The 24,663-nt window shown below is 38.6% G+C and carries 24 protein-coding genes and 2 tRNA genes; 21 read left to right on the top strand and 5 right to left on the bottom strand.

Features of this window, described 5'->3' with window-relative positions; translation table 11 throughout:
• The first annotated feature begins 63 nt into the window (after positions 1–63).
• From BLP54_RS10195 to dtd, 11 genes are all read left to right on the top strand, one after another.
• On the top strand, positions 64–1,368 hold the full coding sequence (locus BLP54_RS10195) for an ATP-binding protein (RefSeq protein WP_090169343.1): 1,305 nt from the start codon (positions 64–66) through the stop codon (positions 1,366–1,368).
• Positions 1,369–1,504: 136 nt separating this feature from the next.
• On the top strand, positions 1,505–3,238 hold the full coding sequence (locus BLP54_RS10200) for a GGDEF and EAL domain-containing protein (protein ID WP_090169345.1): 1,734 nt from the start codon (positions 1,505–1,507) through the stop codon (positions 3,236–3,238).
• Positions 3,239–3,245: 7 nt separating this feature from the next.
• Positions 3,246–3,941 carry an MgtC/SapB family protein gene (locus BLP54_RS10205; RefSeq protein WP_090169347.1) on the top strand — a complete coding sequence of 232 codons (696 nt, stop codon included), beginning with the start codon at positions 3,246–3,248 and terminating at the stop codon, positions 3,939–3,941.
• Positions 3,942–4,009: 68 nt separating this feature from the next.
• Positions 4,010–5,587, top strand: a complete 1,578-nt coding sequence (locus BLP54_RS10210) for a helicase HerA-like domain-containing protein (RefSeq protein ID WP_090169349.1) — start codon at positions 4,010–4,012, stop codon at positions 5,585–5,587.
• A gap of 89 nt (positions 5,588–5,676) precedes the next feature.
• The gene (locus BLP54_RS10215; protein ID WP_176754525.1) at positions 5,677–6,933 is read left to right on the top strand and encodes a transglutaminase-like domain-containing protein; all 1,257 of its coding nucleotides are present in this window, start codon (positions 5,677–5,679) and stop codon (positions 6,931–6,933) included.
• Positions 6,926–7,648: a cysteate racemase gene (locus BLP54_RS10220; RefSeq protein ID WP_090169352.1), complete on the top strand. Its 723-nt coding sequence runs from the start codon at positions 6,926–6,928 to the stop codon at positions 7,646–7,648. The genes BLP54_RS10215 and BLP54_RS10220 overlap by 8 nt, the downstream gene beginning before the upstream one ends.
• A 2-nt stretch (positions 7,649–7,650) precedes the next feature.
• Positions 7,651–9,162, top strand: a complete 1,512-nt coding sequence (locus tag BLP54_RS10225) for an amino acid adenylation domain-containing protein (RefSeq protein WP_176754526.1) — start codon at positions 7,651–7,653, stop codon at positions 9,160–9,162.
• A 14-nt stretch (positions 9,163–9,176) separates the two neighbouring features.
• Positions 9,177–9,410: an acyl carrier protein gene (locus tag BLP54_RS10230; RefSeq protein WP_090169355.1), complete on the top strand. Its 234-nt coding sequence runs from the start codon at positions 9,177–9,179 to the stop codon at positions 9,408–9,410.
• 3 nt (positions 9,411–9,413) lie between these two features.
• Entirely contained in the window at positions 9,414–11,006 is a 1,593-nt protein-coding gene (locus BLP54_RS10235) for an MBOAT family O-acyltransferase (protein ID WP_090169357.1), read from the top strand.
• An 11-nt stretch (positions 11,007–11,017) separates the two neighbouring features.
• Positions 11,018–12,076, top strand: a complete 1,059-nt coding sequence (locus BLP54_RS10240) for an SGNH/GDSL hydrolase family protein (RefSeq protein ID WP_242870682.1) — start codon at positions 11,018–11,020, stop codon at positions 12,074–12,076.
• Between the two features lie 2 nt (positions 12,077–12,078).
• Positions 12,079–12,528: a D-aminoacyl-tRNA deacylase gene (gene dtd / locus BLP54_RS10245; protein ID WP_090169359.1), complete on the top strand. Its 450-nt coding sequence runs from the start codon at positions 12,079–12,081 to the stop codon at positions 12,526–12,528.
• A gap of 40 nt (positions 12,529–12,568) precedes the next feature.
• Here dtd and BLP54_RS15850 read toward each other — a convergent pair whose 3' ends face one another.
• Together BLP54_RS15850 and BLP54_RS10250 are read right to left on the bottom strand one after the other, a co-directional pair.
• Positions 12,569–12,715 carry a hypothetical protein gene (locus BLP54_RS15850; protein WP_176754527.1) on the bottom strand — a complete coding sequence of 49 codons (147 nt, stop codon included), beginning with the start codon at positions 12,713–12,715 and terminating at the stop codon, positions 12,569–12,571.
• A 443-nt stretch (positions 12,716–13,158) separates the two neighbouring features.
• Positions 13,159–13,243: transfer RNA gene (locus BLP54_RS10250), tRNA-Leu, on the bottom strand.
• A 169-nt stretch (positions 13,244–13,412) separates the two neighbouring features.
• Between BLP54_RS10250 and BLP54_RS10255 the strand changes: the two genes are divergently transcribed.
• The 7 genes from BLP54_RS10255 (at position 13,413) to BLP54_RS10285 (ending at position 19,732) form a co-directional block, all read left to right on the top strand.
• Positions 13,413–15,224, top strand: coding sequence for a carboxylesterase/lipase family protein (locus tag BLP54_RS10255; protein WP_090169362.1), 1,812 nt, complete (start codon positions 13,413–13,415; stop codon positions 15,222–15,224).
• Positions 15,225–15,348: 124 nt separating this feature from the next.
• Positions 15,349–16,722: an MBOAT family O-acyltransferase gene (locus tag BLP54_RS10260; RefSeq protein WP_090169366.1), complete on the top strand. Its 1,374-nt coding sequence runs from the start codon at positions 15,349–15,351 to the stop codon at positions 16,720–16,722.
• 11 nt (positions 16,723–16,733) lie between these two features.
• Positions 16,734–17,606, top strand: coding sequence for a GDSL-type esterase/lipase family protein (locus BLP54_RS10265; protein WP_090169369.1), 873 nt, complete (start codon positions 16,734–16,736; stop codon positions 17,604–17,606).
• Positions 17,607–17,736: 130 nt separating this feature from the next.
• Positions 17,737–17,821: transfer RNA gene (locus tag BLP54_RS10270), tRNA-Leu, on the top strand.
• 432 nt (positions 17,822–18,253) lie between these two features.
• Positions 18,254–18,586, top strand: coding sequence for an inorganic diphosphatase (locus tag BLP54_RS10275; protein ID WP_090169371.1), 333 nt, complete (start codon positions 18,254–18,256; stop codon positions 18,584–18,586).
• Between the two features lie 321 nt (positions 18,587–18,907).
• Positions 18,908–19,357 carry a GNAT family N-acetyltransferase gene (locus BLP54_RS10280; protein ID WP_090169374.1) on the top strand — a complete coding sequence of 150 codons (450 nt, stop codon included), beginning with the start codon at positions 18,908–18,910 and terminating at the stop codon, positions 19,355–19,357.
• A gap of 15 nt (positions 19,358–19,372) precedes the next feature.
• Positions 19,373–19,732 (top strand): hypothetical protein, encoded by a 360-nt coding sequence (locus tag BLP54_RS10285; RefSeq protein ID WP_090169376.1) that lies wholly within the window; start codon positions 19,373–19,375, stop codon positions 19,730–19,732.
• On the opposite strand, the gene BLP54_RS10290 is transcribed toward BLP54_RS10285, so the two are convergent.
• Genes BLP54_RS10290 through BLP54_RS10300 form a run of 3 tightly spaced genes read right to left on the bottom strand, consistent with a single transcriptional unit; the run spans position 19,729 to position 20,915 of the window.
• The gene (locus tag BLP54_RS10290) at positions 19,729–20,109 is read right to left on the bottom strand and encodes a C-GCAxxG-C-C family protein (protein ID WP_090169378.1); all 381 of its coding nucleotides are present in this window, start codon (positions 20,107–20,109) and stop codon (positions 19,729–19,731) included. The genes BLP54_RS10285 and BLP54_RS10290 overlap by 4 nt on opposite strands.
• 10 nt (positions 20,110–20,119) lie before the next feature.
• A complete protein-coding gene (locus tag BLP54_RS10295) occupies positions 20,120–20,710 on the bottom strand; it encodes a 4Fe-4S binding protein (RefSeq protein WP_090169380.1) in 591 nt (196 codons plus the stop codon).
• Positions 20,703–20,915 (bottom strand): 4Fe-4S binding protein, encoded by a 213-nt coding sequence (locus tag BLP54_RS10300; protein ID WP_090169382.1) that lies wholly within the window; start codon positions 20,913–20,915, stop codon positions 20,703–20,705. Before BLP54_RS10300 ends, BLP54_RS10295 begins: the two co-directional genes overlap by 8 nt.
• A gap of 122 nt (positions 20,916–21,037) precedes the next feature.
• Between BLP54_RS10300 and BLP54_RS10305 the strand changes: the two genes are divergently transcribed.
• The 3 genes from BLP54_RS10305 to BLP54_RS10315 all read left to right on the top strand — a co-directional run bounded on the left by BLP54_RS10305 (position 21,038) and on the right by BLP54_RS10315 (position 24,527).
• Positions 21,038–21,379, top strand: coding sequence for a winged helix-turn-helix transcriptional regulator (locus tag BLP54_RS10305; RefSeq protein ID WP_090169384.1), 342 nt, complete (start codon positions 21,038–21,040; stop codon positions 21,377–21,379).
• A gap of 91 nt (positions 21,380–21,470) precedes the next feature.
• Positions 21,471–22,178 (top strand): ABC transporter ATP-binding protein, encoded by a 708-nt coding sequence (locus BLP54_RS10310; protein ID WP_090169386.1) that lies wholly within the window; start codon positions 21,471–21,473, stop codon positions 22,176–22,178.
• A 12-nt stretch (positions 22,179–22,190) separates the two neighbouring features.
• Positions 22,191–24,527, top strand: a complete 2,337-nt coding sequence (locus BLP54_RS10315) for an ABC transporter permease (protein WP_090169388.1) — start codon at positions 22,191–22,193, stop codon at positions 24,525–24,527.
• The last annotated feature ends 136 nt before the right edge of the window (positions 24,528–24,663 follow it).

Below are 24,663 nucleotides of genomic sequence, written 5' to 3' on the forward strand. Positions count from 1 at the left end.
CTTTAACATACTAAAGTGCTACTATTAGTCTATACTATTGGCAACATGTTTTAGGAGGCAGTTATGTACGAGAAGATTTCAAGACTATTAATGTATGGCGATTTAACTGAGAATAGTATTCTTTATAAATTAGGCAGGGCTATTGACTCAGTTGAATCTAGTGACTATAACAAGCGAGAGATTACCCGCGAGATTAATGCGATTTCAAAGGAACTCCTTATGCTTGCTACTGATTATGGCTTTGATGACAATCTTTGGCATAACTATATAGCCTTTTATATTATTACAAATGAGAATCCATTTTCTTTGGTCACAGAGAAAACTGATGTTAAGCCAGGTTCTGTGAATCATTTGGTGGAAAATGATTTTAAAATTCTAAAGGAACTATTTGATTACGATTTTTCTGCCCTGGAAAAAGAACTTGGAATTCAGAGCTTTTCTGTATTTACCAATTACAGCGCTGTACAGAAGAATCAGCAGATGTATAACCGAAATGTCAGCGAGAAGGTTAGAAATCTTTCAAAGGCTCTAGAAAATGCCAAGGATGAAAAGGAATTCTTTAACGTAATTACGGATTTCTATAAGGCCTATGGCGTGGGAATGTTCGGTCTTAACAAGGCATTTAGATTAGAAGAAATTGGAAATAATGATATAAAATTTGTTCCTATCAACAACATGGATGAAGTAGTTTTGGATGATTTGATTGGCTACGAGTATCAAAAGCAGCAGCTTATCGCAAATACGGAGAGCTTTGTTCAAGGAAAGAAGGCTAATAATGTACTGCTTTTCGGAGATAGCGGTACAGGAAAATCTACAAGTATCAAGGCTATTGTAAATCAGTATTACGACCAGGGGCTTCGAATGATTGAAATATATAAGCATCAGTTCAGATATCTTTCGAAGATTATTGCCAGCATTAAAAATAGAAATTACAAATATATCATATATATGGATGATCTTTCCTTTGAAGAGCATGAGATTGAATACAAATTCCTTAAGGCTGTTATCGAAGGCGGCGTGGAAACAAAACCTGATAATATCCTGATTTATGCCACATCTAACCGTCGTCATCTTATCAAGGAGACTTGGAACGATAGAAATGACCAGACTAATACTGATGACCGTCATCATTCTGATACGGTAGAGGAGAAACTGTCGCTTGTCCACAGATTTGGTGTAACAATCAGCTATAGTAAGCCAATGCAGAAGGAATATATCGATATTGTAGTGGGACTTGCAAAGCGTGCTGGCATTACCATGCCTGAGGAGGAGTTGATTGCCAAGGCGAAGATATGGGAGCTGGAGCAAGGTGGCTTATCCGGAAGAACAGCACAGCAGTTTATAAATCATATTGCTGGTACTCAATAGTGAAAAGTAACCTTTTTACCACAATGCTGAAATTTTTGTGAAAAAGCCTAATAGCATTTACTAATGATGTAAAATGTATTATGTATAGGTGTCGAATAATTATTTACTAATAATTTTTATTCCAAGCGGGGGCATTATGGGAAAAGAGGAGTATATCGAAACTGGTGTGGGCGTGGTGCCTACGGGGTTGCCAGGCGGATTTTTCATCTATGAAGCGGAAGGTGACGAGAAGATTCTTTTTGCAGATTCAAACGTCATTAATCTTTTTGGTTGCCAAACTTTTGATGAATTTATGGAGTTCGTAGGCGGAACCTTCAAGGGGCTTGTTCATCCAGAGGATTTATATAAGATTGAAAACCAAATTCAGGCACAGACTATATTTGGTGAAAAACGTCACGATTATGTTCGGTACAGAATTATTACAAAGCAGGGTGAGGTTAGATATATAGAGGATTTTGGTCATCTCCTTCATTGGATGAATGGAAAGAGCTTCTTCTATGTATTTATTGTAGACGTAGACCAAAACGAATACTTGAATAATGCCAGTAATTCCTATGCAGAAGCTGAGTTACTTGCTGGAGACAGAGAGACGGATAAGCTGACAGGCTTATTTAATATGTCTTTCTTCTATCATAAGGTGCAGATGCTTTTGACATCCACAGAAGTTGCCCGACAGGAAAGTGCCTTTATACATTTCGATATTCCTAATTTTAAGCTTTATAATGAGCGTCATGGTTTTAAGATGGGAGATGAACTCCTATGTGATATGGGAAGAATTATTAAGGATGTATTTTATAATGCTACAGTTGCAAGATTTTCTGATGATCACTTTGTAATATATTGTAATGATCCGAAGGATGCAGTAATAGAAAATGTAGAGGAAGTATATAAGCGTATGCTTCTTCAGGATGATGTAAATAAGAAGGTAAGAGTAAAAGCGGGTATATATTTCCTTGATGATCAGCGTGCTGAAGTTGGTCTTGCCTGCGATCATGCAAGACTTGCATGCAACAGCATCAAGAATCGACATGATTTAAATTATTGTATTTACGATGATATTTTAAGAGATAAGCTAAGACGTCAGCAGTATGTTATTGATCATATTGATGAGGCTATAGCTCTTGATTATATTAAGGTATTTTATCAGCCTATTATCAGAGTGGCCACCGGTGAGGTTTGCGGAATGGAGGCCCTGGTGCGTTGGGTTGATCCATCTGTAGGAATGCTTTCACCTCTAGATTTTATTGAGACACTTGAGCATTTCCACCTGATTCATCTTGTGGATGAATTTATGGTTAAGAAGGTTTGTCAGGATATGCGTATGCTTATGGATGAGGGACTTCCTGTAGTTCCTGTGTCTGTAAATATTTCCCGTTTGGATTTTGATGTATGTGATGTTTTGAAGCTTTTGGATGATTTCTGTGAGATATATGAAATCACAAGAGATTTGATTGAAGTTGAAATTACAGAGAGTGCCTTTAATGATAATACTGGTCTCATAAAGCACGAAGTGGCTAAGATTCGAAATGCAGGTTATGAGGTTTGGGTAGATGATTTCGGAAGTGGATATTCATCTCTAAATACTATAGCAGAGTATGAATTTGATGTTTTGAAGCTGGATTTGATTTTCCTTAGAAGCTATCATAACATGCACACAAGAAAGCTTATGAGCTACATCATAAAGGGTGCTTCAGACTTAGGAATTAAGCCTCTTTGCGAAGGTGTTGAGACGGAAGAGCATTATCAGTTCCTTAAGAGCATTAATTGTGAACGAGCTCAGGGCTATTATTTCGGAAAGCCAGCGCTTTTGGATGAAACCCTTGAGACTATAGCAGAAAAGGGAATGACCTTTGAGGGTTATGGAGAATAAATAGTATATGATTAATTCACTACTTGATTATTTGCAGAGCATGAATGAAATAGCAGTAATTCTCAGATTGGTACTTGCTACGGTGTGTGGCAGTCTGATTGGTTTGGAGAGAGTGGTTAGGCGACACAGTGCAGGAATAAGAACCTTCTCCCTTGTAAGTCTTGGCTCTGCAGTTGCCACAGCCCTAAATCTGTATTTGGCAGCCATGCCGGGATTTGACGCTGATGTAAGCCGTATACCTGCAGGAGTTGTAAGCGGTATAGGTTTCCTTGGCGCAGGTACAATCATAGTAACTGGAAGAAATCAGATAAAGGGTCTTACCACAGCAGCTTCCCTCTGGGTGGCTTCTTGTATGGGTATGGCTTTTGGAGCAGGTTATATTACCGTTGGCCTAGCATGTTTTGCCCTTGTTATGCTTGCAAATCTTGTGCTTGTGAGATTCACTCAGCAGATAGAGGAAAACAGCAGATACATCAGTATCTATATCGAGGTGGAGGAGACCAACGGAATTAAGCGACTTAGGAAGAAGTTTGCTGATCTGGGATACCAGATTACAAGTATTAATAAGACTAAGGACAAAACCTTATCTGGTAATGATACAGCTTTGATGGTGGAACTGGATTTTGGAAGCAGGCATTCCCACCAAAAGCTTTTTGATGAGTTGAATAATTTAGATTTTGTAAGTTATGTTGAGGAGGTGTAATCGCCTCCTCATTTTGTTATAATTATACTCAAGATTAAATTTGAGTTGAATAATTCGGGAGGGTTATTATGGTTAGAGATGGTAAGCTTTGGATTGCAAATACAGAAAGTGGTACACCAGTTTTTGTTTTGCCGAAGATGGCTAACAGACATGGTCTTATAGCGGGAGCTACAGGTACAGGAAAGACCGTTACCTTAAAGGTTCTTGCAGAGTCCTTCTCTGATATGGGTGTGCCTGTTTTTTTGGCTGATGTAAAGGGCGATATAGCCGGAATGCTTGAAACTGGCGTAGACAGCGAAAACATGCAGGAGAGAATCAAAAGATTTGGCTTGTCAGACCATGGTTTCTCATATCAGAAATATCCAACAACCTTATGGGATGTATATGGAAAGAATGGTATTCAGATTCGTACATCTATCTCAGAGATGGGACCACTTCTCTTGGGAAGAATATTGGATTTAAATGAAACGCAGAAAGATATCCTTACAATTGTTTTCAAAATTGCTGATGAGAATGGTTGGTTCCTTTATGACACCAAGGATTTAAAGGCTATGCTTAATGAGGTGGCAGAGAACAATAAGGAATATGCAGCTGAGTACGGAAATATTGCAAAGCAGAGTGTAGGTGCAATTCAGCGAGCAGTAGTAGCTCTTGAAATGGCAGGAGGAGACCAGTTCTTTGGACAGCCTGACCTTGATATCAGAGATTGGCTTACACCGGACGCATCTGGCAAGGGCATGATTCACATCCTTGACAGTCAGAGCCTTATCAATAATGGTACTTTATACTCTACCTTCCTTCTTTGGCTTTTATCAGAGCTCTTTGAGACTATGCCAGAGGTTGGAGATTTGGAAAAGCCTAAGATGGTATTCTTCTTCGATGAAGCGCATCTCCTTTTCAAAGATACTCCAAAGGCTCTTCTTGATAAGATTGAGCAGGTGGTTAAGCTTATTCGTTCAAAGGGAATAGGAGTTTATTTTGTTACTCAAAATCCTAGGGATATTCCTGATGGAGTGCTTGCTCAGCTTGGAAATAAGGTTCAGCATGCTCTTCATGCTTACACTCCAGCAGATCAGAAGGCTGTTAAGGCGGCAGCAGATTCTTTCAGAGAGAACCCTGCATTTAAGACAGCTGATGTTATCGAAGCTCTTGGAACAGGCGAGGCTGTTGTATCCTTCCTTCAGGAGGATGGTACACCATCTGTGGTTGAAAAGGTGTTTATTCTTCCACCACAGTCTAAGATGGGAGGCATAGATGCAGCTGTTAGAGAAGGTGCCATTAAAGCAAGCAATCTTTATTCTAAATACGCAGTAGCAGTTGATCCTGATTCTGCTTACGAGATGCTAGGAAGAAAGAATGAGCAGGAAGAGAAGGCAGCCGCTGAGGCAAAAGAGGCAGAGGCAGCTGCAAAACAGCAGGCTAAGGAAGAGGCTGCAGCGGCAAAGGCTGAGGCAAGAGAGAAGGAAAAAGAGGCTAATCGTAAGAAGCGTGCAGCAAAATCAGTAGGAACTACTGTTGCAGGAACAGTTGGCCGTGAAGTTGGTAAAAAGGTGGGCAAACAGCTGGGAGGAAAGTTTGGTCAGACTCTCGGTGGTAATACAGGAGCTCAGCTATTTAGAGGCATCCTGAATACCCTTTTGAAATAAGTATCTGCAATGTCGAAAATTTGACTCTAAACTCTATGATTGTTAAAATTATATCCGAGTGTAACGATACACTCGGGAGAATAATAATTATGGAAACGACTGTCAAATATAGAAGACGTTATAATAAGAGAAAAAGAAAAAATAGGCTTCTTATTTTCATAGGCGTAGTGGCTTTATTTTTAGCCTGCGCTGGGGTAGGAGCCTATTTTTATTATGATTATTCACATCGAGTTTACGATACCTGTGTGATTGAGCTTGGTGAGACAGTACAAGCCAGCGATTTCTTAAAGGAGGAATCCAAGGAAGCAGAATTTACTCCTGAAACAGTATTTTCTACTGATATTGCAGGTGAATACCAGGTTGGCATTTCTTCAAAACCTTTTACCTATGAGTGTACCTTACAGGTTCAGGATACAGTAGCACCGGAACTTACTGTACAGCCTCTCACCCGTACTAAAGAGGAGGCTCCTGAGGCAAAGGATTTTGTGGAGTCGGTCAGTGATTTGTCTAATGACGTAAATATATATTTTGCAGAGTCGGTAAGTTTTGATAACTACGGTGACATTCCTGTTAAAATAGCTGCAGAAGATCCATCTGGAAACAGAACCACAGAGGATACGGTTTTGCATCTTGTGGAAGAATACGACATCACTCCTCCTATAATTGAGGGGCAGCTGGATAAAATTGTATATGCAGGACAGGGTGTCAGCTTCAAGAAAGATGTAGTTGTCACTGATAATGTGGATAATAATATCGAGGTGCAGGTAGACAGCAGCCATGTTAATCTTGATGTTCCAGGAGAATATCCTATTATATATACTGCGTCAGATTCCATGGGGAATATGGATTTAGCAGAGGGAACCATCACCGTTATTGAGGTGGTATATTCCGAAGAACAGGTAAATGAACTGGCAGATGCTGTGCTGGCAGATATTATCAAGCCTGATATGTCAGATTATGATAAAGCCCACGCCATCTACGTATGGATTCAGGGCAATATTGGTTATAGTGAAAGTGAGGACAGAGGCGACTGGTTAAAGGGTGCCTATGATGGCTTAAAGAATCGCCACGGTGATTGCTACAATTACTTTGCAGTTGGAAAAGCGCTTCTCACCCGAGCAGGCATTAAGAATGAGGATATAGAAATCATTCCTACAGCTACCCGTCATCATTTTTGGAGTGTAATAGATTGTGGAGAGGGATGGAGACATTTCGATTCCACACCACGTACAGATAAAACCTTCAAGGGATTTTATGTTACAGATGAGGATTTGATGGCATACTCAAACGAGCACTATCGTTCTCATAACTACGACAGAGAGGTGTATACATACTTCAATGACTAAGAAATTAGGAATCATTGGTGGTCTCGGCCCAATGGCAACAGCATATTTCATGCGTAGAATCATTGAGCTTACAGATGCAGCCACTGATCAGGAAAACATCGAAATGATTATATATAACTGTCCATCTATTCCGGACAGAACAGGATACATACTTGGCACCAGTGAGGAAAGCCCACTTCCTAAGATTACGGAGCTTGCCCACAATCTGGAGCATGCAAATGTAGATTATATTGCCATGCCATGTATCACAGCCCATTATTTCCACGACCAGCTTGCCGACAGCGTGTTTATTCCTGTCAGCAACGGAATCAAGGAAGCCGCTCAGTATATTTATGAGAGGGGGATTACAAAGGTTGGCATTATGGCCACAGATGGTACTGCATCAATGCATTTATTTGATTCAGTATTTAAAGATTACGACATTAAATGCTTATATCCTGACGAAGCTGGACAGAAGCAGGTTATGAGCATTATTTATGATGACGTTAAGGCTGGAAAGCCTGTAGACATGGATAAATTCTTTCAGGTTAAATCTCAGTTGTTGGAGGCAGGTGCAGATATTATTATTTTAGGTTGCACAGAGCTTTCCATTGTAAAACGAGACAATGAGGTAGGACCAAAGGTCCTTGATATTGTTGATGTGCTGGCTGCAGATTGTGTGAAAAAGTGCGCTAAAGCCCGACCTGAATGCGATAATTTGATTACAGAGGTATAGAAATGCAAAATAACGTACTAGATTATTTGGAGGGAAGTCTGGCCCGTGTTCCAGACAAAATCGCATATGCGGATGATGAGGTCACCCTTTCATTTGCAGATGTAAAAAGAATTATGGATTCGGTGGGAACAGGATTATTGAATCGCGGTTGCAAGCGGGAGCCAGTAATTGTTTTCATGAAGAAGAGTCCAAATACTATCGCTACTTTCTTTGGTGTAATCAATGCTGGTTGCTACTATGTTCCAATTGATAGCGAGATGCCAGCTACACGTATTAATCTTATTCTTGATAATTGCAAGCCTAGAGTAATTATCTGTGATGATAGCACAGTTGGGATTGCTGAGGGCTTTGATTATAAGGCAGATATCGTTCTCTTTTCAGATATCGCAAATACGAATCCTGATGTTGATGCGCTTGCGATGGTACGAAAGAAGGCTATTGATACTGATCCAATCTATATCGTATTTACGTCAGGTTCTACAGGAGTCCCAAAGGGCGTTTGTGCCTGCCATCGCTCTGTAATTGATTACATCGAGCAGCTTTCAGAAACACTCGGTTTTAACGAGGATACAGTCTTTGGTAATCAGACACCATTATATTTTGATGCATGCCTAAAGGAACTTTATCCTACGTTGAAATTTGGTGCTACTACATATCTTATTCCACATTCTTATTTCATGTTTCCAATTAAGCTTGTGGAATACATTAACGAGCACAACATTAACACTGTATGCTGGGTAGTTTCAGCCCTTACTATGATTAGTGCTTTTGCAACATTCGATACGGTTGTACCTCATACACTTAAGACTATCGCTTTTGGTAGTGAGGTATTTCCTATAAAGCAGTTCAGACTTTGGAGAGCAGCAGTGCCTGAGGCAAAATTCTTCAATCTCTACGGACCAACAGAAGGCACTGGAATGTGCTGCTATTATCCAGTTGAGAGAGAGTTTGCTGATGATGAAGTAATCCCAGTTGGATTCCCATTTAAGAATACGGAGATTCTTCTTTTAAAGGAGGACAATACTCTTGCGGCAGATGGAGAGCAGGGTGAGATTTGTATCCGTGGTACATCTGTGACACTTGGCTATTACAACAATCCAGAAAAGACAAGCGAGGCCTACGTACAAAATCCGCTTAATACTGCTTATCCGGAAATCATCTATCGCACAGGAGACATTGGTCATATCAATGAATATGGCGAGCTGATTTTCCATTCACGCAAGGATTTCCAGATTAAGCATATGGGACATCGCATCGAACTTGGGGAAATCGAAGCCAATGTAAACCTTGTACCAGAGATTAAGCTTTCAGGCTGTATTTACGCTAAGGAACAGGGCAAAATAGTCCTCTATTATGTGGGGGATATCACGGAGGGCGACCTTATTAAGGCTTTAAAAACAAAGCTTCCACGTTACATGTTACCAAATAAGGTAAATCGTCTCGAAGAGATGCCTTTTACAGCTAACGGCAAGATAGACAGAGTAACACTTACAAAAATGTATGAAAATAAATAACGGAGGATTATAAAATGAATGAATTAATCGAAATCTTAAGCGACTTACATCCAGAGGTAGATTTCACTACCGCAAAGGATCTTGTAACAGGAGGAATCCTTGATTCCTTTGATATTGTGTCTCTTATTTCAGAGATTAATGAGGCGTTTGATGTTACTATTGGAGCAGCAGAGCTTACTCCAGAGAACTTTGATTCAGCTGAGACAATTTACGCATTAATCAAAGCTAAATTAGATGATGAGGATTAATAAATGTTATTTACAAGCTACGAATTCCTTGGATTTCTGTTAGTAGTATTTATAATGTATTATTTGTTGCCAGGAAGGGCCCAGTGGTCCTTCCTGCTTCTTGCAAGTTATGCATTTTATTTCATGGCAGATCCAAGATATTTGATTTTTATTGTAATCACTACTGTCAGTACATATCTTGCAGCTAAAAACATTTCCGATAAGAAGCAAGCCTTTGATGTTTGGTTCAAGGAACACAAAAATGAAATGGAAAAGGAAGAGCGCAAAGCAGTAAAAGCTAAGGAGCATGCTGCTGAGAAGAAGATTTTCCTGTGCTGCCTTCTTTTTAATCTTGGTATTTTGGCAGTTACCAAATATACTAACTTCACCATTGCAAATATCAATTCTATTATTTCTGCTTTTGGTAGTCCTAGTGGGATTTCTTTTGTAGATTTGATTATCCCTATGGGTATTTCATTCTACACCTTCCAGTCTATGGGTTACCTTATTGATGTTTATAATGGTAAGTTTGAGGCTCAGAAGAACCCATTTAAGTTTGCGTTGTTTGTATCATTCTTCCCTCAGCTTGTTCAGGGACCTATCAGCAGATATGCAGATTTAAGCCAGACACTTTTTGAGGAGCACAGATTCGACTGGAAGACAGTATCTTTTGGCTTAGAGCGTATCATGTGGGGCTTCTTCAAGAAGCTTGTTATTGCAGACAGGATTCTTGTGGCAGTACAGGCAATTATCGCATCACCTGATACCTATAATGGCTTTTATGCTTTTGCAGGTGCCATGTTCTATGCCCTTGAGCTTTACGCAGATTTCACCGGTGGTATTGATATTACAATCGGCGTGGCTGAGACAATGGGAATAAAGGTTACTGAAAACTTCAGACGACCATACTTCTCAAAGAACATTAAGGAATACTGGAACAGATGGCATATCACCATGGGTACCTGGTTTACTGATTACATTTTCTATCCAATCAGTGCCAGCCAGTTTATGATGAAGCTTTCAAAGAAGTCACGTGCTCGTCTTGGAAACAATCTAGGTAAGAGAGTACCAGTTTATCTTTCAAGCTTTATTGTATGGTTTACAACAGGTATCTGGCATGGTGCCAGCTGGAATTTTATCGTATGGGGACTTGGCAACTTCGTAGTTATCATGATTTCTCAGGAACTGGAACCATTCTATAGATGGTTCCACAGCAAGGTAAATGTAGACGGAACCTTCGGATGGAAATTATTCCAGGTTATCCGTACCGTACTTATTATGTCTTCACTTCGTATGTTCGACTGCTATAGGGATGTACCACTTACCTTTAAGATGTTTGGAAGCATCTTCACAAAATCGAGCCTGTCACAGCTTAATGCCGATGCATTTATTGGAATGGGTCTTGATGCATACGATTATGCTGTTGTGTTTATTGGCATGCTTGTACTTGTGACTGTCAGCCTTATACAGCGCAGTGGAAGTGTTCGAGAGAAGATAGCAGCTAAGGCTGAGCCAGTTCGCTTTATAGCCTGGTATGGTTTATTTATGGCTACATTAATCTTCGGAGCATACGGAATCGGATACTCCGCAAGTCAGTTTATATATAATCAATTTTAAGGTGTATTAATATGAAAAAGCTTTTAGCTATTATTTTAACTTTATTCATAGCTGTTGCAGGCCTAGCTTTCACCAACAAACTGTTAGAACCAAAATACATGTCTGGTGTTTTGGAAGGTGCGATGATAGAAGAGTACTATGATGATCCTACAGATCACAACGTAGTATTCATCGGTGACTGTGAGCTTTATGAAAATGTTTCACCAGTTTATCTCTGGGAGAACTTTGGAATTAATTCGTATATACGTGGCAGTGCCCAGCAGCTAATATGGCAGTCGTACTATCTTGCTGAGGAGACTATCAAGACTGAGCATCCAGATATCATCGTATTCAATGTTTTATCTATGAAGTACAACAAGCCACAGAAGGAAGCTTACAATCGTATGACAATCGATGGTATGAAGTGGTCTTCAAGCAAGGTTGGTTCGATTAATGCTTCGATGACAGAGGAAGAGCACTTCATAGATTATGTTTTTCCATTACTTAGATATCACAGACGTTGGAGTGATTTGAGTTCTGAAGACCTTACTTATTTGGGACACAGGGATAAGGTTACTTTCAATGGATATTACATGCGTGTAGATGTAAAGCCAGCAGAGAATGTTCCAGAAGGAAAGCCGCTTGCGGATTATCAGTTTGGTGATAACGCATATGCGTATTTAGACAAGCTCACAAAGCTTTGTAAGGATAATGACGTGCAGCTTATTTTAGTTAAGGCACCAACTCTTTATCCATACTGGTACGACCAGTGGGAAGAGCAGATTGTGGATTATGCTGCCGCCAATGATTTACCTTATATCAATTTCCTTGATTTACAAGATGAGATGGGAATTGACTGGAGTAAGGATACTTATGATGGTGGTCTTCATCTTAACCTTGCAGGTGCAGAGAAAATGTCTCAGTATTTAGGAAAGGTGTTGTCAGAGGAATTTAAGGTTCCTGACAGAAGAGGAGAGGCAGAGCTTGATTCATACTGGAAGCAGGTATCTGAACGATATAACGCTGAAATAGAGCGTCAGAATACTAATTTGAAGTTATACGGAACAGTTCACGAGCCAGAGGAGAATTAATAATGAAGTTTGTAATTCAGCGTGTAAATGAAGCATCTGTTGCAGTAGATGGAAACACTATTGGTGCTATAAAGAAGGGCTTTCTTGTCCTTATAGGAGTATCAGATTCAGATACAAAAGAAATAGCTGACAAGATGGTAAAGAAGCTTTTAGGACTTCGTATTTTCGATGATGAGAATGATAAAATCAATCTTTCACTTACAGATGTAGGTGGTGAGCTACTTCTTATATCACAGTTTACCCTTTATGCTAACTGCAAGAAGGGATATCGTCCATCCTTTACAGATGCAGGAGCACCAGATTTCGCCAATGAAATGTACGAGTACATTATCAGCCAGTGTAGAGCTGCTAGCTACCATGTAGAGACAGGAGAGTTTGGAGCAGATATGAAGGTGTCCCTCTTAAACGATGGTCCATTTACAATTGTATTAGACTCAGCAGAGATATGCTAAGGCGAAAAAAAGCTACCCGTGATGATGGGTAGCTTTTGCTTTAATGTATTGATACCAAAATATTGGCAATTGATTTAAATACACTTGGCTTCTTGGTAACCATTTTAACCAAGGCCTCTTCATAGTGTCCCTCTTTGTAGGCTCTTACAAGTTTCGATTCTCTTCTTTTAATGTTTTCCTCCTTCATAGCATTTACCTCCTCAACATTAGACTATGAAAATAAGTAGAAAACATTAATCTCCCCAAAAATAAACAAGTAATGTATTAGGTGTGTAATAAGACTATACATCAAAACTCGTGTATTAATTGTGAAGTAAGTGGGATATCACTGTGATTTTTTAGTGTTCTCAGATTTTTCTTCTGTGGAAGCCTCTTCTTGTTCTACCATATACTCTAATAGAGCATTAAATGCGCAAACTTCATTTCCACAACATGGACATTTCATATGTATGCCTCCTCTTATCATGGCAGTATTAGAAACAAAATACTGAATCACATGAGGATTATACCACAAGAATATAAATAATTGTAAACATCAATGAATGTTTTTTATGCGGAAGGCGGGTCCAAGGAACTCATCGGCACATAAAAAAATAACCAGAGCTTTATGCTCTGGTTATCTTTTTATCATGCGGAAGGCGGGACTTGAACCCGCACGCTCGCAATGAGCACAAGATCCTTAGTCTTGCTCGTCTGCCAGTTCCGACACTTCCGCTTGTCTTAGCGACAAGAAGTATAATATCAAAGAGCTAGCAGATAGTCAACACTTAATTCACATTTTTTTTATAAAATTTTTTTACAGGTTTTATTTACAATTTTTTTTTATGTGATATGATATATGAAAAATTGAGATAAATTTAATTGCGTAAAATCGAGGGATAGATATGATTTTTTCGATATTAGTTATTCTGATTACATTAGTATATTTGGTTATTTTAGAGCTTTCTAAAAATTTATTGGCCGGATGGGTGGTAGGTGTTCTTGCTGCCATTATCATGCTTTTGGAAAGACACATGTTGAAGAAGCAGAATATTGTTTCTAGAAAAGCTAAAACTATTTCATGGGTAGCTTTTATACTGGTTCTTTTTGTAAATCTAATATTTACAAAACCTCCAATTAAGAATGTTCCAGCTGTTGATGTAAAGAATCCACAGATTACTGAAGTGGTTCAGGTAAAGCAGGGATATCTTAGAGGAGTTTATAATGAGGATAAGTCAGTAAGAGTTTATGCTGGTATTCCGTATGCGAAAGCGCCAGTTGGTGATTTACGCTTTAGAGAGCCTCAGGAACCAGAGAAATGGGATAGAGTAAGAGAATGCGATGAATTTGGCCCTATGGCTATGCAGACTCGTTCCAATCCGTTCGTAGACAGTCTGTCGCATATACTTGGCTGGCATGATTATCAGGTTAAGTTTGGGGATGAATATCTGGAGGCCATGAGTGAGGATTGCCTTTATTTAAATGTATGGGCACCTGAAACAGAGGATAAGGAACTGAAGCCGGTTATTTTCTATATTCATGGTGGAAGTCTTACAACAGGTCAGTCTTCCTATTCCGAGTATAGAGGTGAAGATTTGGCGAAGCAGGGTGTAGTATTTGTAAACTTTGCATATCGCCTTGGCACACTTGGCTATTATACTGCTGATGACTTAAAGGAAGAATCACCTAATGGTACTACAGGCAATTATGGTTTATTGGATCAGATTGCAGCTTTAAAGTGGGTTTATGAGAATATTGAGCAGTTCGGTGGTGACCCAAATCAGATTACAATAGCTGGTGAATCTGCAGGATCATCCAGTGTAAATGCGTTGTGTGTATCACCACTTACAGAAGGATTATTCAGATATGCTATAGCAGAATCTAGTGGAATAACTGCAATCGAGCCTTTCCATACCTTCCGTTCTTATGATATAGCATTGGAGGAAGGTAAAAAGGTTCGCGATGCGTTCGGAGTATCCTCATCAGCTGAATTAAGAGACATTTCTCCATGGGAGCTTATCAAAAACGACAGTAATCAGTCAGCAATGACAATCGATGGATATGCTATTGTTGAACAGCCATATCTTACATATGAAAAAGGTAATAATCACGAGAAGGCTTTGCTTAATGGTTTCAACGTAAAGGAAGCTGATGCCTTCTTATTGACAACAAAAGCAACAGCTGATAATTATGTTGAACTTTTGGCTGAAGATTTAGGGGAACAGGCAGAGGAGATGGCTAAGGTAGTTCCAGCAGACAGTCCACAGCGTGACCAGCATTTTATTGTGGATGCTATGGGAGATGCTAAAGGGGCACTTAATAAGTCGTACTCTGCTATATGGTTTAGCTATTCACATTATCTTTGGAATAATTACTTGATTGAACAGGGCGTTCCAACCTACGAATACTATTTCACCAAGACAAATAACGTTCTTTCAAATTATCATGCTGGAGAGTTGCCATATGCTTATGGAAATCTTTGGAGACATCCTGGGCTCTATGATGAGGAGGACTATAAGCTTTCTGAGGTTATGCAGAAATATTGGGTGAATTTTGCCAAGACCGGGAATCCTAACGGAGAGGGACTTCCAAAATGGGAGATGCGTTCACCTACACAGGATAAGCTGATTCAGCTCGATACTGAAATAAAAATGGTAGATGACCCAAACATGGAAATTTATAAAGTGATTGATAAATATCAAAAAACATTAAAATAATTGTTAAGGCAACCTCAAAGCGGGGTTGCCTGTTTTATTTTTTCGTAACAAAAAGGTAATTTTAATTTTATGGAATAGCGTATATTCTTAGGGTATACTATAAATATGAGTAGGGAGAGATAGTATGACCTTTTCGGATTTGAATTTCATTTTTAGAGCAGTGCCTCTATTTTTATTAATATATTATGTTTTTCCAGCCAAGGTTAGACCTTGGCTTCTTATAGTTGCAAGTATTGCCTTCTATGTGGTAAATGACTGGAAGTTTGTCGCTCTTCTTGTGGGGGCTACAATTATCAATTTCGGCTTTGCAAAGTTGGTTTCTAAAAAGAAAAAAGCTGCGCTTGTTTGCATTATCATTTTTAATGCTGGTTTATTATCCTTCTTTAAGGTGGCGGGAAGGTTGAAGCTTGGAATCGCATTTCCGTTAGGGCTTAGCTTCTATATTTTCAAGATGATTTCCTATCAGGTGGATTTGTACAGAGAGCAGATTAAGACAGTCAGCTTTAGGGATATGTCCGCTTATTTCACTATGTTCCCACAGATTTTATCAGGACCTATCAGCAGATATTCATATGTGGAGGATAACAGTTTTTGGGCTGTTGTGCAAAAAGAAGAACGTCCATCTAGGGGCCAGCGTTTGCTGACTGTACTGGCATCAGTAGAAGATGGATTAAAGTATTTCGTCATCGGTCTTTTTATGAAGGTTATGATAGCGGATCATTTGGCAGTTCTTTGGTCAGATATCAAGACTATTGGATACGAGAGTATATCTACACCACTTGCATGGCTTGGTGCTTATGCTTACTCCATGAATCTTTATTTTGATTTTTGGGGATATTCCCTTATGGCTGCTGGTATAGGTGTCATGTTGGGATTTCCTTTTATTGAGAACTTTATCCAGCCATATGCTGCTAATTCGGTTTCAGATTTTTACAGACGCTGGCATGCTACGTTGGGAAGCTGGTTCAGAGATTATATTTATATCCCTCTTGGCGGAAGTAAGAAGGGCAATGGCCGTACCATTTTTAATTTGCTGGTGGTATGGTTGATAACAGGTCTGTGGCACGGCATGACTACAAACTTTGTTTTGTGGGCAATGGTTCTTTTCGTGATTATACTTGTGGAAAAGTTCATTCTTTCAAAGTGGAATATTGCCTTCAAGATTATTGGTCACATAAATGTCTGGGTGGTCATTCCATGTACATGGGTAATCTTTGCTATTCATTCAGTAAGAAGACTATGTACATATGGTCTTCGCTTATTCCCCGTTATAAATAATGGAATTGCAGTAAATAAGAACGATATCCTTTATTTATTACCATCTTACTGGCCATACTTATTGATGGGATTAGTTTTAGTTATTCCTTTTGTGCAGACATTTTATAGAAAGCACAAGGAAAATATATTAGTTACTTTGGTTTTATTTGTGATGTTTTGGATTTCAATTATTAGTCTTGCAAATTCAGCTGGTAATCCATTTATGTATCTGAGATTCTAGAGGATTTGGTTATGAAGATTAAAAGTTATTTATTGATTATCTTAATAGTGATATCTGCAGTGGGGCTTTCGGTGTGCAGCTACATTTATACACCTGAAAAGTATCAGGAATTTTCTGCAGGTGTTGATAAGGAGCCGGTTATGGCGCCCATGCTAAAGGGGGCAACAGCAGGTGTATATCCTTGGAGCCCTGAAGAAAAACAGGAGGAATCACAGCCTAAAGCTCAGACGACGGAGGAAGAGAAGCCAAAGCCAGAGGCAAAGATTGAGGTGGTAGAGCCAAAGTCCTTTACAAAGGTGGAGGATTCCTACTTTGACGATGCTGTATTTATCGGTGATTCCAGAATGGTAGGACTTTCTCAGTATTGTCCTGAGATTGATTCAAGGGCTACCTTTTTTGCAAAGAAATCACTTACTATATACAACCTTCAAAAGGATGCCTGGATTGATGTGGAGAATGGTCCAAAGGAGACTCTTTTCGAAGCACTGTCTAAGATTTCCTTCTCTAAGGTCTACATCATGGTGGGAATCAATGAGATTGGCCGTGGTACCAACGAGACATATCATGATGCATACGCAGATGTTATCAACAGGATTTTGGAGATTCAACCAGATGCACTTATCTTTATCAACAGTACTATGCATGTGACTAAAGAGAAGAGCGAGGGCGATCCTCTTTACAATAATGGAAATATAAATGTAAGAAATGCAGCTCTGTTTGATTTGATAGATTATCAGCACATTTTTTATCTAAATGTTAATGATATGCTTGATGATGGAGAAGGCAATCTTGATGATTCACTTTCCGGTGATGGAGTGCATTTAAAGGGCTCTTGCTACGAGCCATGGCATCAGTATTTATTGTTCAACGGAGTGGTTGATTAAGGTGTCAGAATTATCTGATTTAACGGAGTAAAGTTAGTCACTTTAATTTGCCAAAAACCGTTGACGCATGCCGGTTTCTCTGATATATTATGTCTTGTCGTTGAGACAAGCGAACTTCAAAAGAGTTCTTGCGGAAGTGTCGGAACTGGCAGACGAGCAAGACTAAGGATCTTGTGCTCATTGCGAGCGTGCGGGTTCAAGTCCCGCCTTCCGCATTGTTTAAAGGAGAGTAACCAAGTAATTGGTTGCTCTTTTTTGTTTTATATAAATTGTGTGGTTCAAGGTTCAAAATGCATCCCAAAGGCAATTTTATTGTAAATGGGATGTATTTTTTCTTTCAGTGTCCATAAATTAATTCTCATATTATATAAAGGTGTTTCTTAAAATATGCTATTCCCAATGTTTGAATGATACTAAATACTTAAATCTGCGATTTGTGAACTGAAAATGTTAATTTCTTACATCCCAAAATGAATTTTTAACGGTTTGGGATGTATATGCGAAAAAGATATGCCACACTAAATAAATCTTCAATTGCAAAATTACCATTCTTAAGATATTGTAGAATAATGAAAATATGGGGGAACTAGCTGTGAATAATGTATATAACGAATGTCCAATTATTGAATTTGAAGGAAAGGTTTGAGATGGATAAAATAATAGGCACGATTGTAAAAGGTCATATCGATCGTCCATTAGGCTCGACACATCCAGATTATCCAGACATGATTTATCCAATTAACTATGGCTTTGTTGATGGGATTTTTGCAGCTGATGGAGAGGAACAGGATGTATATATATTGGGCGCAGACGAGCCTTTAGAGACCTTTGAAGGAAAGGTTATTGCAGTTTATCATAGGACTAATGATAATGAGGATAAATGGATTGTTTCATTGGATGGCATAGAATATTCGGATGAAGACATTTTGTCTGCAATTGAGTTTCAGGAACAATACTTTGAAGGGGTACTTTTGAGATAATACAAGAACAGGGGGAATAATTATGGCAGCAACAATAATCTATTTATCTTAAGAAGAAGTTAATAATAAAGGATATTGCATAAACTGTTTCTAAAATGTATGATAAACACATAGATTACAAAGAAAGAGAGGTGTTCAATTATGATGATTAGAAGAATGAATATAACATCTGAATATCTGTTGAAGACCTCGGCATATTTTTAATAAGATTTTATTTTACCGTGGTTTATTAAGCCGCGGTATTTTTTTGCCAATACTTCTAGGATATTCATACAAGCCTTTAGTTATCAATTATGTAATTACATTTTATGGAGGAATCATATGATTAATCTTAGAAAAATCACAGAAGAAAATTTTATTGATGCATTTAATTTGCATCTTGCAGCAGGACAGGATAAGTATGTTTCTCATCCAATTCGTAGCCTCGCCCAAGCCTATGTATACAGAAATCAGTGTCAGCCATTTGGAATATATGATGGTAATGTTACGGTTGGTTACGTCATGGTAATCTATGATTATGATATTCCGGAGTACGATATCTGGCATATGATGATTGATGAAAAGTACCAGGGAAAAGGATATGGAAAAGCTGCTCTTGAGCAGGTTATGTCCTACATAGGTACAAAGCCTTTTGGAGATTCTAATAGAGTTACACTTACTTGCAATAAAGAGAATAAGCTGGCGCTGGCATTGTACAAAAATCTAGGTTTTGAAGAGACCGGTGTGGTAGATGATGATGAGATTGAGTTATCGCTAAATATATCAGCATAGGGAGAAAAATGTAAATTGGTTTATTTAAAGAATTTTTATTTTGCATCAGGCATAGCTGAGGACTTGTATTTAAATGATATCCGAAGAACCTGCTATGACAGCTCTTATCAGTTGAAATCAATAGATGATATCGCAGAAAACAGCCTGTCGCCAGAGATGCAGTTGGAACTGGTGAATTTCCTAGAGCAGTCCGTCCGTGCATTTAGATGCCAGTTTATTATTGCAACACATTCTCCGTTTATCTTGTCATTAAAAAATGCTCTTGTTTATGATTTGGATAAAGAACCTGCAGGCCCTAATGATTGGCACAAGCTTAAAAATGTGCAGGCCTATTACAAATTCTTTATGGATAGAAGAGATGAGTTTGAAAACTAGTTGGTAAGGTGTGCCTCTAATACTTCCACTGCATTTCTAACGCAGTCATCACATTCGCATTTTACCACACCAGTTTCAACACCCTTAAGGTCCTTGCAGATTGTAGCACCGCATTTGCTTTCAAAAGCCTTTGCTACAGCTGCAGCGTCCCTGAGGATAGGCATACCTTCATATTTCTTCATGCCAAGAACCATCTGTGCACCACAAAGGGCACCGCAGGTAGCTTCCATGCATCCCATGCCGACACCAAAGGAAGCACCCATTTTCTTTAAATCTCCCTCAGCGCAAGAAAGCTCATCCTTAAAAGAACAAAGTACTGCCTGACAGCAATTGTAGCCGTTGTGCTTAAGTTCTACTGCTAATTCTTTTCTTTCCATTTTTAGACTCCTATTTATCATTATTTTTTAATTTACAGATTCCCTGTGTCATTGTGCCCATAGGACAAAATGTACACCAGGTACGTTCTTTATATAATACCATAACAATCAATCCGATTAACGTTGAAGTTAACATGAGACTGTAGAATCCAAATCCAAACTGGGCTACCCAGTCAGGAAAAAGGCTTCCATTATAAGCCCACTGCCAAGGGACTTTAAAGGTCCAAAATAGCTTGATGGCTTTTCTTAGAGTGCCAGCACCAGAGAATACAAGATAGGTCTGGAATACCATTGTTCCAAACATTGTAAGGAAGAATGACAAAAATCCATATCTGAACCATTTTGATGATAGCCATGCAGGTGCAGCCTTACCTCTGGAACATTTCATATTTCGTCCTAAAACCCAGAACAACTGACCTCTACCGCACATGTGATTACAGAACCATTTATTTCCACCTACAATTGCAAAAATCAAAGGAAGAATGAAATCAATCATTCCAAGCCATGCAAAGAGAATATTGAAAAATCCTAAGGTAAAATAAATGATAGACCAAATCCATAGGTACTCATACCAATGTCGTTTCACTTTATTCTTAGCCATTTGTTACCTCCTGCTTAATTTCATTAATTGTTATTGCATTAGCGGGACATGCCTTGGAACAAATTCCACATCCTACACATTTTTCTAATTCCACAACTGCATAGCATCCCCTATAAATGTTGATAGCCTTTCGCGGACACTGTAGTGCACATACTCCGCAGGCCACACATCTGTCCTTGTCTGGAATTGCTTTTTTCTTAACCATATAGACTCCTATACTTGCTTTGTTTTTGAACTACGTTTATTATATGTGGTAAGAAAAATATATCAACTACGCAAAATAAATTAACCTGGTAAGAAAAAACTTACCAGCACGAGGAAAAGAATATGAGTAAAGAAAAGAAAGAACCATTATGTGAAGATATAGCAGGTGAGAGCTGTGGACTTAAGAAGGTATTAAATATTGTTGGTGGAAAATGGAAGATTATGATTCTTTGCGTCATCGATAATAATGAAGTAGTGCGCTATGGAGATCTAAGGCGTTCCGTTTTTGGAATCACAAATACTATGCTGGCTCAGTCTTTAAAGGAACTGGAGGGGGATGGTATGATTTCACGTGTGCAGTATGATGAAATGCCTGTGAGGGTAGAGTATTCTCTTACTGATAAAGCAAAATCATTAATTCCTATTCTTTTAGAACTAAAGCGTTGGGGAGAGGAAAATATTTAAGAAGTTATTGCAAATAACATATGAATATATTATCATATGTTCAAGGGTAAGGCTAGACTAACTATGACGAGCTTGGAAAGGAGGACTTATTATGCCAGAGAATTTCTTAGAGGTAAAACAGATTTATAAAGCCTACGGGGAAGGTGATAGTAGGCAGGAAGTTTTAAGGGGAACAGATTTCTCGGTGGCTAAAGGGGAGTTTTGTGTACTCTTAGGACCATCAGGTTCAGGAAAATCTACACTGCTAAATATCATCGGGGGTGTTGATAGTGCAGATTCTGGTTACATTTCTATTGATGGAGAAAAGCTTGAGGATATGAATGAGAAGGCGCTGACTAATTACAGACGTAAGCACCTCGGATATGTATTCCAGCTTTACAATCTTATTCCAAATCTTAATGTGAAGGAGAACATCGAGGTAGGTGCATATCTTTCAGACAATCCACTTGATATTGATGATTTACTTCATACGCTTGGTCTTTTCGAACATCGCTATAAACTTCCAAACCAGCTTTCTGGTGGACAGCAACAGCGTACTTCCATAGGTAGAGCAATTGTGAAAAATCCAGATATTCTTCTTTGTGATGAGCCTACAGGAGCCCTTGATTACAACACATCAAAGGAAATCCTTGGACTTATTGAAAGTGTAAATCAGCGATACGGAAATACGATAATCATGGTTACTCACAACGAAGCGATTTCTCATATGGCTGACCATACTATCAAGCTCCGTGACGGTGTTGTCCGTAAAAACATAGTGAATGAGAACAAGATTAGCGCAGCTGATTTGGATTGGTAAGGGGGTGATAAAATGAGATCACCACTTATTAGAAGAATTCCAAGAGAGCTACTTGGAGAATGGAAAAAATACTTTGCCTTATTTGGAATTATGGTAATCACCATAGGATTCGTTTGTGGTCTGTTTGTGGCTAACAATAGTATGGAGACAGCAGGCAACGAATCCTTTGAAAAATACAATATCGCAGATGGCTATTTTAACTTAAGGGATGAAGCTACAGACAAGCTTATAGACGCCATTGAGGATGAGGGAATCACCACCTATAAGCAGTATTATAAGCAGGTAAGTGAACGCATCCCAAATAAGAAAAACGCAGAGAAATCTGATATCAGAGTCTTTGTAAACAGAGACCAGGTTAATAAAATTTGCCTTATGAAAGGTGAATTTCCAAAAGCTAAGGATGAGATTGCTATAGACAGAATGCACGCTGAAAATGTTGGTGTAAAGATTGGTGATTACATCAGAGTTGATGGTAATAACATGAAGGTTACTGGTCTGGTAGCTTTTTCTGACTATAGTGCCCTTTATGAGGATAACAGCGAGATTATTTTCAATGCTATTACTTTCGATGTTGCTGTAGTCGCTCAGGAAGGTTTTGACAGCATTAAAGGCGCTACAGTTTATCAATACGCATTTACGTACAATGATAAACCAAAGGATACTGAGGATAAGAAATTAAAATCCGATGATATTGTTGAGCGACTTTATAAGCTTGCTGCTACTGGAGGAGATGAGGATAATCCTGATTTTGAGCATCTAAATGAGGTTACAGGATATCTCCCTGAATATCTCAATGAGGCTATTCATTTCTCCCTGGATGATATTGGCAAAGATAAGATAATGGGAGAAGTTTTACTTATTATCCTCATAGCAGTTATCGCCTTTATCTTTGCGATAGCAGTAAGTAATACTATCGTAAATGAAGCATCGGTAATCGGAACCTTAAGAGCCTCGGGCTACACAAAGGGAGAACTCTTACGACACTACGTGACAGTTCCTATAATAGTAACGTTGCTGGCAGCTGTTATCGGCAATGTTTTAGGATATTCCTGCTTTAAAAACGTAGTTGTAAACATGTATTACAATTCCTATAGTCTGCCTACTTATGAGACCTTGTGGAATTCTGATGCTTTTATCAAGACTACCGTATATCCGGTATTACTTGTAATAGTGATAAACTTTGTGGTTATTTCTGGAAAGCTTCAGTATTCGCCATTACAGTTCCTAAGAAGAGATTTGAGTAAATCAAAAAGAAAAAAGGCTATTCGTTTGCCACGTTGGAGCTTCTTAAATCGCTTCAGGCTTAGAATATTAATGCAGAATGTGACAGGCTATTTCACCCTGTTTATCGGAATATGGTTTGTAATGATTTCTCTTAGCTTTGCAGTAGGGCTACCTGCTACATTAAAGAATTATCAGAACCATGCCATTGATTATATGATTGCTGATCATCAGTATATTCTTAAAAAATCTGTGGATGCAGATGGAAATAAGATTACAACTGATGAGAAATCTGCTGAAGAATACAGCTCCCGCATTCTTCTTACAATAGATGGAGTGCATGTTGATGAGGAAGTGACAGCATACGGATATACGAATAACAGCAAATACTTTAATCTTCCTTATGATGTTGATAAATATGAGGTATGGGTATCTGAACCTTTTGCTGATAAGTTCTCTCTCCAGGAAGGTCAGAAGATTACCTTAAAGGAACACTACACCAGTGATACCTATGATTTCACGATTAAGGGAATCTATAATCAGCCTGGCATAGTGGCTATCTTTATGCCAAATGACAAGTTTAATGAAATCTTTGATTACGATGAAGATCATTTCACAGGCTTCATGTCTGAGAAAAAGCTGGATGATTTGGACGAGGATAATATCCTTACAGAAGTTACCGTGGATGATATTTTAAAGATGGTAAGACAGCTTGATCATTCCATGGGTGGATACATGGATTATTTCTCATATGCATGTATGGCCATAGCGGTACTTTTGATACTATTGCTTACCAAAATCATCATAGAAAAGAATACAGTCTCAATCTCCATGCTAAAGGTATTAGGTTACACTTCTGGAGAAATTAACAGTGTATTCATCCGACTTACAACAATTATGGTTGTGATATTTGCAGCCATTACAGCAAATCTTAGTACTTTTGTTATAAGTGAATTTTGGAAAATCATTATGTATGAGATGAATGGATGGTTTACATTCTATTCAGGACCAAAGGACTATCTTAAGATGGTAATTATGGTTATAGTCTCTTATTTGATAGTAGTACTGCTTGATATGCGCAGAATCAAAAGAATACCAATGACAGACGCTCTAAAGAGCGTAGAATAACGTTTATTTATCAAGACGTCCTCCTTATGAGGGCGTCCTTTTTGAATGACAAAAATCGTTTTATAACATAATTCTTGTTGACAAAAAAGAAGTTATGGGGTAGATTTTACATGAAAAGGTTAGTGAAAACTAACGC

Source organism: Pseudobutyrivibrio sp. 49, from assembly GCF_900100545.1.
Lineage (GTDB): Bacteria > Bacillota > Clostridia > Lachnospirales > Lachnospiraceae > Pseudobutyrivibrio.